The sequence below is a fragment of the Novacetimonas hansenii genome (assembly GCF_014843995.1).
In the GTDB taxonomy this organism is placed as follows: Bacteria; Pseudomonadota; Alphaproteobacteria; order Acetobacterales; family Acetobacteraceae; genus Novacetimonas; species Novacetimonas hansenii.
The window spans coordinates 2,084,021-2,096,130 of sequence record NZ_CP062147.1 but is presented as its reverse complement, the minus strand read 5'-3'; the positions used below and the strand labels follow the sequence as shown (position 1 = coordinate 2,096,130).

General features: G+C 55.1%; 4 protein-coding genes. 3 read left to right on the top strand and 1 reads right to left on the bottom strand.

Annotated elements, in window-relative coordinates:
- Positions 1 to 32: 32 nt before the first annotated feature.
- Entirely contained in the window at positions 33 to 1,301 is a 1,269-nt protein-coding gene (locus IFJ82_RS09010) for a metal-dependent hydrolase family protein (protein ID WP_225578601.1), read from the top strand.
- 1,232 nt (positions 1,302 to 2,533) lie between these two features.
- On the opposite strand, the gene IFJ82_RS09005 is transcribed toward IFJ82_RS09010, so the two are convergent.
- A complete protein-coding gene (locus IFJ82_RS09005) occupies positions 2,534 to 2,878 on the bottom strand; it encodes a DUF952 domain-containing protein (RefSeq protein WP_062808936.1) in 345 nt (114 codons plus the stop codon).
- Positions 2,879 to 3,836: 958 nt separating this feature from the next.
- Here IFJ82_RS09005 and bcsA point away from each other — a divergent pair.
- Together bcsA and IFJ82_RS08995 are read left to right on the top strand one after the other, a co-directional pair.
- Entirely contained in the window at positions 3,837 to 8,282 is a 4,446-nt protein-coding gene (gene bcsA, locus IFJ82_RS09000; protein ID WP_192266443.1) for a UDP-forming cellulose synthase catalytic subunit, read from the top strand.
- Between the two features lie 34 nt (positions 8,283 to 8,316).
- A complete protein-coding gene (locus tag IFJ82_RS08995) occupies positions 8,317 to 12,105 on the top strand; it encodes a cellulose biosynthesis protein BcsC (protein WP_225578600.1) in 3,789 nt (1,262 codons plus the stop codon).
- Positions 12,106 to 12,110 lie beyond the last annotated feature (5 nt).

Genomic DNA, 12,110 nt, shown 5'->3' with positions numbered 1-12,110 from the left:
ATCGACTGACCGTCCTCATGGGAAAGGCCGTAATGCGTTTCACAAAATATTTTCCAATCATTGGGCTGATGGTGACGCTCCTTGCGGTCCCGGCATTGGCCGATGACCTGCTGATCCGTCCTGCGCGGGTCTTTGACGGGGTTGATCCGCATCCCCACGAAGGTTGGTCTGTGCTGGTTCATGACACACGTATCACCGCCGTCGGCCCTGCGCTGTCCGCGCCTGCTGGCGCACATGTGATCGATCTGCCGGGTATGACGTTGCTGCCCGGCCTGATCGAAGGACATTCACACCTGTTCCTCCATCCCTATAACGAAACGAAATGGGACGATCAGGTTCTGCATGAATCCCTTGCGCTGCGGACTGCACGCGCAACTGTTGCGGCAAGGGCGACCCTGATGGCAGGGTTTACCACGGTGCGTGATCTGGGGACCGAAGGGGCTGGTTATGCAGATGTGGGCCTTAAGCAGGCCATAGAGCAGGGGATCATTCCCGGTCCGCGCATGCTGGTTGCGACACGTGCGCTGGTGGCGACAGGCTCTTATGGACCAAAGGGGTTTGAACCCGGCGTCCCAATTCCGCAGGGCGCGCAGGAAGCTGATGGCCCCGACCTGGTGCGCGCGGCGCGTGAACAGATTGCTGCTGGCGCGGATGTGGTCAAATTATATGCCGATTACCATTGGGGACCGGGTGAACCCAGTCGGCCAACCTTCCTGATGGAAGAAATGCGCGCAGCGGTGGAGGCTGCTCATTCGGCAGGACGGATTGTTGCCGCCCACGCGCATTCAGCCGAAGGCATGCGCCGCGCCGTTCTGGCAGGCGTTGATACTGTCGAACATGGATCAGAAGGGACGCCAGACGTCTTTCGTTTGATGCATGATCACGGTACGGCGCTGTGTCCCACCTTGTCTGCCATGGAAAGCATTGCCCGTTATCGTGGCTGGAACGGCGAGGAACCTGCCCCCAAAGCCGTTCAGACCAGTCGCGCAAGTTTTGCCGCTGCGCGAAAGGCAGGTGTTATTCTGTGTGTCGGTGGTGATGTTGGTGTTTTTCCCCATGGGACCAATGCGCGGGAGCTCGAGGCCATGGTTGCCGCCGGGATGCCTGCCTCTGCTGTTCTGCAGGCTGCGACGTCTGGCAATGCGCGGATATTCCATATTGACGATCAGCTTGGCGCAATACGGCCTGGCCTACTGGCCGATCTGGTCGCTGTTATGGGGGATCCGACCCACGATATCAAAACACTGTATGCCGTGCGCTTTGTTGCCAAAGGTGGCAGCGTTATCCGCAATGGCGAGTGAGGAAAAACAGGCGATTGAGGGTTGTTGGGAGTAATTGTGCACTGATAACTCCCATAACAGAATGATAATTCTGTATTGTCGCACTGATATTATTCCGTAAAGTATTCCGTGAGATAATTATCCATAAAAATTCTAAACACCACCTTAATTTTTTAAGGTGGTGTATTTTAAAAAAAATCTATAATTATATAGATATATTTATCATACCCAAGTGTTCGTCTCATTCTCACTAAATATTTGGAAGGGGTATATCTACATGGAATGCCTATTCGGGCATTTTAATTTTTATGGATTTTATTAAGTGATTTTTTTTATCTATTTTCCCAAATACGCTAAAAGTACAAATCCCATCAGATGGTAGATTGAAATTTGAACAGTTACTTCCTATATATATTTTATTTTTCTCATCAATTTCATTGTAGTTAATGATATATGAAGTATATGTATTGACTCCTGCGGAGAGGGATGCCGTATCAACCGGGGTAAAGCGGCATGTCCTTAGATTTTCGTTCAGGTCACAATGTATCTTTCCTGTTCCGATTTCCGATAAACTAAAAGTATTGGCATATTTATAAATAAATAGTGATATGATAGAAAATAATATGAATATAAAAATAACATTTGACATAAATTTAACTATATTTCTCAACTTTCTCTCCTTTGTATTGTAGCTGACTGGCAGATATATTCCTTATAATAACATATTTTTCGAAATTATATATAGATCATAGCAAGGCAAATTTATCGCAGTCAGACTATGTAGCTATGTAAGGTTGAGATTTTTGTAAATTAATTATGTTTCAATATATTATATTAATATTCTGATATTTTATATCGTATTATGTATTGTTTGATTGCTGGCGAGATAAGCTTATGATGGCCAGTTACCTACGCTAGATCTTGCTTGATGATATACAGGACGTGCGCATCGTATCGAATATGCGGGAGTTGGTTTGAAGAGAGTTCGAAATTATATATGGTAATGCAAAAGACTGGTAAATTTCGGATTTTGTATACCAGCCAGTTGTACTATACTATCAGACGGGTTTTATACGATGGTGGTAAAAAATAGAGCAGGTTGAAGCCCCCTGAATGCAAGGCGCTCTTCTTGTGAATAATAGGCTGCCCAAGGCTGAATGTCGCCTGCTTCTGTCGCTCATTCTATGTTGACGCACTGTTAAATTCCCATCGGGTCCGGGGTATGGATACGTTCATCGTGGTAGCGATACATTTTAATGACTTATAATTTCAACCTGACCTTCCCGATTACGTGTTACTGGAGACAGCCTGATAATTGCGGCGAGGGTCAATGGCCCATAAAAGTGTGGAAATATCTGTCCTGCCCGAGATACCTCCCACCGCAGCGATGGTCCCAATACTTCTTGGTCAATCGCAGCGAGCATGAGGCCGGATTGTCCTTTGAAATACAGATCAACGGTTGCAGTTACTTGATCCGCGGTCGACATATGTATGAATCCATCAGAAATATCCAATAAAGAGCCGGAGAAAATCCCGTCATGTACCAGTGCGGCATATTCAGATGCGGTCAGGATTTTATAGACAATCTGTTTTTTCATAAAAAGTGCCTGTCAGGTATATTTTAAATGCCATCTGAGAAGAAATTATGAAGGACCATAAAGGGTAGATGTTAGAATAATAGCAAGTTTATTGAAATCCCAAACAGCACCATACTCCATAGCGTAACAAGAATAAATTTTCTCTTTATGATATTAATTGAAAGAAGGGACATAAGTGGATCATGAATATTTTTGCGTATCTTATCCTCTTTTTCCTTATATATCCCATTATTTTCACATATTCCCATAGAATCCATCAAAAAAAGGCGAAATTTACCCAATTCATCTTCTTTATACAAAGTTTTTTTGTTGATGGAGATTGTTGGTGGCCCACATCGCAATATGCGCATAATGAATAAATGATATTTACGTATTCCAAGGTATTGTGAGGCTTCCGCAGGAGAAAGAATGGATTTCCTGGGAAAGTGTATCAGGTCCGTTGTGCCATCTTGAAGCGAAGTCATCCGAATCTTCTTTCCTGCGTATCGTGGGGAATGCCACCTGCGGCTTTGTGGAGAGGAAGATATGATATCATTTCCGGCCTTCGCCTCCAATCTAAGGTGGCATTTCTTTCTTTTCCGAATGGATGGGAATATGGACCTGATGGTCTTCTTTCATCCAGCCAGACTGTCTGGTCACAGCTCGGGCAAAAGTCCTCATGACGTATGTTTTTGTGTGTGAGTTGCAATTCAAATAGAAGCATCATGTTGTTTTCATAAAACAAGCATTGACATATATATTATTTCAATTTAATTGGGGTATATTGCAATTATCTGTGTGCTTTATTTTTTGAGTTCAGGGTATGGAACGGGATTTTCATGAGTAATAGATGCGGGTTGATCGCTTTTTGTTTGTTAAAATCTTACAATGCAAACGTAAAATTATAGAAAATTTTCATAAAAAGCCCTGATTATCCCTTAACCCGGCATATTAAATGCAAGATATAGTCCTGAATTCCATGATCTGGCGTATTGTAAAGTCTCCTTTTATTTCCGGCCTGCTTTTCGCTCTACTGATGGCGGTGGTCTGCCTGACATATCTTTCACCTGACCGTCAGTTTTTTGTGGCAGTGGGGGGAGGAATTCTGTTTTTTCTTGTCCGCCGACATAATGAACGATGGTCGCGCTGTTTCCTGATGATCCTCTCTATTGTCGTATCCGGTCGTTATCTGGTCTGGCGGTTTACTTCCACCCTCGATTTTGACGGAATCTTGCAAACCGTTCTGGTTCTGGCGCTGGCTGTGGGGGAAATCTACACCACCATTCGCGTCGGGTTTACATATTTCCAGCTTGCATGGCCGCTGCGGCGACAGATTCATCCCCTGCCGGACGACATGGCCACATGGCCGGTCATTGATGTGTATGTCCCGACCTATAATGAGGATATTTCCATTGTCAGGACAACGGTGCTCGGGTGCCTGTCGATGGACTGGCCAGCGGATAAATTGAATGTCTATATCCTTGACGACGGGCGGCGGCGGGTATTTCGTGATTTCGCTCGGCAGGTCGGGGCCGGTTACATCAACCGTGCGCAGAACATGCATGCCAAGGCCGGAAATCTCAATCATGCCATCGGCGTGACGACGGGTGACATCATTGCGATTTTTGACTGTGACCATGTGCCTGTGCGCGGCTTCCTCAAGAAAACCGTCGGGTGGATGCTGGCGGATCCCAATCTGGCGCTGTTGCAGACCCCGCATCATTTCTACTCGCCCGACCCTTTTCGCCGTAACATGCGCCGCGGTATGGAGGTTCCACCTGAAAGCAACCTGTTTTACGGGTTGCTGCAGGATGGGAATGATTTCTGGAATGCGACGTTTTTCTGCGGATCATGTGCGCTTTTGCGACGTAAGGCCATTGTATCGATTGACGGGTTTGCTACCGAAACCGTGACCGAGGATGCCCATACGGCCCTGCGCATGCAACGCCGGGGATGGGGGACGGGTTATCTGCGTGAACCGCTTGCGGCAGGACTGGAGACGGAAACCCTGCTGCTTCAGATCGGGCAGCGTGTGCGCTGGGCGCGCGGGATGTTCCAGATGCTGCGGCTGGATAATCCGATGTTCGGGCGTGGCCTGCGCCTGACGCAGCGGATCTGTTACATGGCGGCGGCCACGAACTATTTTTTCGCCATCCCGCGCATGATGTTTCTGCTGGCCCCACTGGCCTACCTGTTCCTGGGCGTGACCATGATTGCGGCTTCGCCGTATGAACTTGCGGTCTATGCCCTGCCGCATCTGTTTCACACCACCATGACCATGTCCCGCCTGCAGGGACGGTGGCGTTATTCCTTCTGGAGCGAGATTTACGAATCCATGCTCGCGCCGTTTCTTGTGCGTATGACGTTCGTCACGATGCTGGCGCCCCACAAGGGCAGTTTTAATGTTACGGACAAGGGGGGGCTGCTGGACCAGGAGCGTTTCGACTGGCGCGCCTCGTATCCCAGCGTGATCATGGCCGTCATATTGGCGGTGGGATTATGCGCGGGGATATGGGCGGCGATTGTCCATTACAATGAAACGCTTGTATTTCGGGCAATGGCTGTCAATTCGATATGGGTGCTGTTCAGCCTGATTATCGTCCTTGGCGGTGTGGCGGCGGCACGTGAAACACGCCAGCGCCGACGTAACCATCGCGTCGTGGCGAACATTCCCTTCGAACTTACGGATGGGCAGGGGCAGGTTATCGCCTGTAATGCCGTTGATGTGTCGATGGGTGGCTGCCAGCTTCAGGTTCCGGTGCCATCATCCGATGCAGCAGGCGCGGAGGTATCGGTGCGCTGGTCCCTTGCGTCAGGGCAGGTGACGATGCGTGCCACAATCATTGCCCGACGCGAAGGGCGTGTGCATCTGAAATGGGTCATTCCGGGCCTTGCAGAAGAAAACGAGGTCGTGGGCCTTGTCTTCGGTCGCGATGATGCATGGGCGCAGTGGTCCGATTTTCAGCCAGACCATCCGCTTCGCAGCCTCTACCTGCTGGTTCTGAGCATCTGCGCGCTATTCCGTCCTGCCCGACGGACGAAGCCGCCCGCGCCGAGTGCGCCCGTGGAGGAGAAAAAGGCACCGCCGGAAGATCGGCTTCCGCCCCAGCAGCTTGTCATCCCGCCAGATCGCAATGTACGGTTATGTGGCATCGGCAAAACGGTTGTGATCGCCGCCCTGATGGTGTGTTCGGGTGCGCTGGTCCGTGCGCAGGCATCCCCGCCCACGGTGGATGGCGGTTCCGTTGTGGCGATTGATGATGCGCACATGACCACGGCGGATGTGGACGAAGTCTCCCGCACGCCAGTCACGTTCACCCGCACCTTTGCGGAGATGGGGCGAACGGAGGACATGGTGCTGGGCGCGGAGGCACCGCTTTATGGCCTGACTGCCAAAGTGGGCCGTGACGCCATCGTCACATCCGCGCGGCTTGATATTTCCGGGATCTCGCACATGGGGCATGCGGCAGGTCATCTTGCCATTGCCGTAAGCATAAATAACCAGGGCGTAGGCGTTATCTGTCCCGCCGCCGACGGGAATTTCGGGCCTGTCAGCCTGCCGGTCAGTACGATGTTCCTTGATACACGCAACAGGATAAATTTCCGCCTGTTCATGCGCACGTCGCAGGACGCCGGGGGGGCTGTGCCTGCCTGCGGGCCGGATGCGCGTGGTCCGGTGGGGAATGTGGTGCAGGTCACGGATCAGTCCGTCAAAATCCTGATTTCACAGCAATCAACCATGACAGTGGCAACCGTAAGTCTTGTGCCGCATCGTCTGCTCTCGACACTTCCTTATCCGGTGCTGGACCCGGACGCGGCGCAGGTGATGCCGGTTACTTTTGTCCTGCCGGATATGTCAGACCCCGCGCTGCTTGCATCTGCCGGGATGGTGGCATCATGGCTGGGCGTGCAGTCACAGGATCGCCGGATCCATTTCAACGTGACGGGTGCCCTACCTGCCGCAGGAAACGCGGTGGCCATCGCTGCGGGCCTGCCCGGACCATGGGGTACGCGGCCGTCGGGACCGGAACTTGCAGTTGTGCCAAATCCACAGGACAGGTTTGGCACGATCCTGGTGGTAACAGGACGAACGATGGCAGAGGTCCGGACGGCGGCAGGGGCGTTGGTCCTTGGGGCGGAACATGATGAAATGGGCGCGCACGCCCTTGCGCCGAGCCTGCATCCACCAGCGCGTCAGCCCTATGACGCGCCCGGATTGGTGCGTACCGACCGACCTGTTACGTTTGGGGAACTGGTATCAACTGCTGCATTGCGTACCCATGGCCTGACGTCCAAAACCCTCAGGGTCGAGATCACGTTGCCGCCGGACCTGCGGTCGTGGCGTTCCAGGCCCTTCATGGCGCATCTGCTTCTTCGCGCACCCGAAGATGGTGCGCTGGACAGAACAAAATCCCATCTAAGCGTAACGCTGAACGATACATTTGTGCATTCCTATCCCTTGGTGCCCTGGTCGATTAACCCGTTCCGCACACGTGGGACACCGGTGGAACATGCGCTGGAACTGCCGGTATGGAAAATGTCGCAGCATAATGAACTGCGGCTGTATTTCGATGTTCAAACACGCCATTCCCTCGCTGTCGCGTCCGATGCATCAGATGATGTGGTGGAATTGGATCCTTCCTCCAGCGTGGATTTTTCAAAATCACGCCATTTCGCAGTCCTGCCTGACATCAATCTTTTTGCGACTGCCGCATTTCCTTTTTCCCGTATGGCCGATCTGTCGGAAACGACCGTCCTGTTGCCGCCGCATCCTGCCCCGGACACGGTGGGGGCATTTCTTGACATGATAGGGTTCGTGGGGGCGGTTAACCGCTATCCCGCAACCGGGTTGGATGTGCGGACGACGGATATGCCGGTTGATGCGTCGATTACAGGCGATATCCTTGTTTTTTCCACGCAGGCGGAACTGGGTAACGGGCAGGCGGCCCTGGCGCGGGCGGGATATGTAAGTGGCCGCTCCCTCCTTGGATGGATCTGCGATCATGTCACGCCCCCTGACGGGGCTGCGGCTCCTCACACCTATAACCTTGCCGGGGGCGCCGTGGTGGCCGCGCAGTCGCCGTTCGTTGCACATCGTTCGGTGGTTGCTGTACTCGGTGCGACACCTGCTGCGCTGTCTGCCATGGTGCGTGACCTGCGCGACCCCGCTGATCTTGCACGTTTTCAGGGTGATATGGTGATCCGCCATGGGGCGCGGCTGGATAACTATCGCACGGGTGGGATCTATACCGTGGGGAATATGCCGATATGGATGCTGCCGGACTGGTATCTTGGCGGCCATCCACTGCTCTTGTGTGCACTGGCGCTGCTGGCCGCGCTGTGCGGGACATCATGCGCGATGATGCTCCTGAGCGCGCGCAGCAGGCGACGCATATTGAATGATGACCTGACTGGCGACCTGTAACAGAAGGAAACCGACCATGTATGATGGGCCTTCTGTGCCTTGCCGTCTTTTCCTGCCCGATATCCGCCGTACCGGGGCATGGATATGGAGGGGGCTTGCCCTCGTCGGGGCGGTCAGCCTTTGCAGGCCGGTGTCCTCCCTCTGCGCGCAGACGCCCGTGCGTTATGCGGAAAATATCCTCAATGAGCAGATAGAGGAGGGAGCGTTCTGGATCCATCATGGCGATGACGCACATGCCCTTCATGCGCTTCAGCGTGCATTGCGGATCGAGCCGGAGAATATCGAGGCCCGTTTGATGCTTGGTGCGGTGCAGGTCCATCATGGCGACCTGATTGCGGCGCGTGCCACATTGCAGATCCTGCAGGCGCAGCAGGGGACAGATGCGCAGGTCGCGGCCCTGCGTGGCTGGATCGGGCAGGAACCGATTGATCCGGTGGCGCTGGCGAATGCCCGTGCCGTTGCGGATCGTGGTAAGCCGTTGCAGGCAACCCTTGCCTATCGCACGGTTTTCCGGGCGGCGCATCCATTGCCGGAACAGGAACTGGAATATGACCGGGTCCTGGCGGGTTCCCTTTTGGGATATGGCGAGGCGATCCAGCGCCTGCGCGCGCTGGGTGCAATCTTTCCACATGACCTTGAGGTGCGCATGGCCCTTGCGCAGGCGTTGAGTTATCGGGCCGCGTCCCGCCCGGACGCGATCGAGGACATGCGTGTGCTGGCCACGTCCCCCACGACACCGGATTTTATCCGTGACGAGGTGATGCAGTCATGGCGCAAAACACTGGAATGGATGGGAACAGACCCGCAGGCCGAACCTTATTATCGCGAATGGTTGTCACTGCATCCAGATGATGGCGAAATGCGTCGCCGTCTGGCAACAGTGGAGGCCGCGCGGGTACAGGCGGAACGGCTGGCGTTGGTGGGGGCAGGGTACCACGCGCTGTCGCATGGGGAACTGGATCAGGCAGAAAGTGATTTCCATAATTCCATGCAGTCCGATCCCCCCCATGCCGAGGCTCTGGAGGGGCTGGGTCTAGTGGCGCAGCGCCGGGGGGATTTGAAATCGGCGCGTAATTTCCTGACGCAGGCCCTGAACCTTGCGCCCGGTAATGCAGGGATTCGTGATGCCCTTGCAGGGCTTGATGCGCCGGGCGGTGATCCGCAACTGGCCCGCCTGTGGGCATTGGTGGCGCATCATGAATATGAAGAGGCATGGGCCATGTTGCCTGCTGTGGAAAAGGACCATGGCAGGATTGTCGATACGTTCAGGGTCCGCGCCATCATTGAACAGTCGCGTCACCAGCTTGGCGATGCAGAGGCCGCCTGGCGCGGGGTGCTGCGCCTTGTTCCCGGCGACATGCCCGCAGCAGCATCCCTGTCCGATGTGCTGGTGGAGGAAGGTAAGATCCATGAAGCCGAAGGTTGGATCGCGCGTCTGAAAGCCGCGCGTTATCCCGGCGTTACGGCATTGGAATCCGGGGTGCTTGGCGCCATGGCGGAGGCCGAGACGGACCCGCGCAAGCGCATCGTACTGCTGGAACAGGCATTGCGTGATGCCCCGCATAATGGCTGGCTGCGCCTGCATCTTGCGCAGGTATGGTTGGTGCAGGGGCAGCCGACACGCGCGCGGAACCTGATGGCGGTCCTGTGCGATCCCCTGCCGAAAATGAATGGGGACGTACAGGCCTGTTTCATCTTCGCCCTGCAGGATCAGGATATGCCACGGGCCGATGCGCTTCTGGCGCGCCTGCCACCTGCTGATATCACTGCACAGATGTCTGATGGCGTGGCGCAGGTCATGCTGTGGCACCAGATCCGTGTTCTGCCGACAGACGACGCGCGCGCGATTCCCATGTTGGAACGAATGCCCGTTGTGCCCGACCCCGAAGGAACGCATGCGCGGCTGGTGGTGGATGCAATGCTTAAACGCCATGCCCCTACCGAGGCGACAGCAGGCGTGCTGCATCGTGCCCTGACGCAAAGCACGGGATATGTCAGTGTGAATCAGAGCCTGTCTTATGCCGGTATGTTCATGCAGATTGGCGATCCCGTGGCGGCGCAGCAACTGCTTGATGCGCTTCCGTCCATCACGCAGGGAAGGCATCTTACCCCCGCACAGGTCCGGGACCTGGGTGAAATGGAAAAAAGCCTTGCAATCGCACGTGCGGACCGCGCCGATCTGGACGGGCATCCCGACATGGCCCGGCGCCTGCTTGACCCACTATTGGCACAGACGCCAGATGATGCGGACCTGCTCCTTGCGCGGGGCCGTGTGGAAGCCGCGTTGCGCCAGCCCGGTCAGGCCATGGTTTATGACCGCAAGGCTTTGGCGCTCCGTCCGGAAGACAGGATGGCGGAGGCGGCCTTTGCACGTGACGGCCTTGCAAGTGGCCATGAACACATGGCGTTGGAGATGGCGCACAAACTGGCGGCCGGGCATCCGCAATGGGGCGATACGTGGGAGATACAGGCCGAGATTGACGGCCTGCATGGGCATGACCTTCGCCGCCTGCGCGATGTGCGGCACGCGCGGATGCTGGACTGTACGCCCACGCAAAATGAGGATGATTCCACCGGTCATGGTACGCATATCGATATAGGCTGCGCCCCGTATCACGTGCATGCCGGCGATGAATGGCCCGACATAAGCACAGGGTTCGTGCCCGACATGGGGGCGACGATGCCAGAGATTTATCATTATGACCCGCATCTGACCCCTGTGCAGGCGCTCGACCGACAAAGCGATTATCTATCCCGCGCCCTGTCACCGCAGGCAGACGGGAATATCGAAATCCGCGATCGTTCAGGGCAATCGGGACTGGGTCATATGACTGTGGTCAACATGCCCATGACAGCCACATTGCCGCTGTCCTCTACGCAAAATCAGTTGTTTGTTTCGGTAATGCCAAGTGTGCTGATGTCGGGCGATCCGCTGTCCTCCACCACCACGGCGCGACAGTATGGCAGTGTTGCCAGCAATGGTGTGCGTCCGGGATTCCGCGTGGCACCGGCTGTTGCCGGTGTGGCGTTATCTGTGCATTACCAGCGTCGGTGGCTGTCGGCTGATGTCGGGTCAACACCGTTGGGATTTGCGACATCCAACGTTCTGGGGGGAATCGAACTGACCCCACACCTGACACATGACCTGACCCTGCGCCTGACGGGGGAACGTCGGGCGGTGACAGACAGCCTTGTGGCCTATTCTGGCGCGCGGGACCCGGGAACCGGACGTGTGTGGGGCGGCGTGACCCGCAACAGGGGGCATGGACAACTGGAGTGGTCGCAGCCGGGATACAATCTCTATGCCGGCGGCGGGTATGCGGTCATGCAGGGCACGAACACGGTGGCCAACCATGAAGCCGAAGCAGGTGCGGGTGGCTCCGCCCTCGTGTGGCACCGCCATGATGCCCAACATCTGCGGCTTGGGCTGGACCTGGTCTATTTCGGATATCGCCGCAATTCGTATTTCTTTACGTGGGGGCAGGGGGGCTACTTCTCTCCGCATGCGTTCATGGCGGCTCTGATGCCGCTGACCTATGACGGGCATGCGGGGCGATGGACATGGATGTTCAAGGGGGAAGGGGGATATCAGCACTATACCGAGAATGCGACCGCGATGTTCCCGCTGGGTGAAGGGGGGATCGCGGCCCGGCAGAAATATGCCGGCCAGTCCACGGGAGGATTGGCTGGTAATGTGCAGGCTCGGGCGATCTATCAGCTCACCCCGTCTTTCCGCCTTGGGGTGGAGGGCGGATATTCCCGCTCAGGAAGCTGGGATGAAGTCCATGGGATGGTTATGCTGCATTACGCGCCGGGGCATTAGGAAAG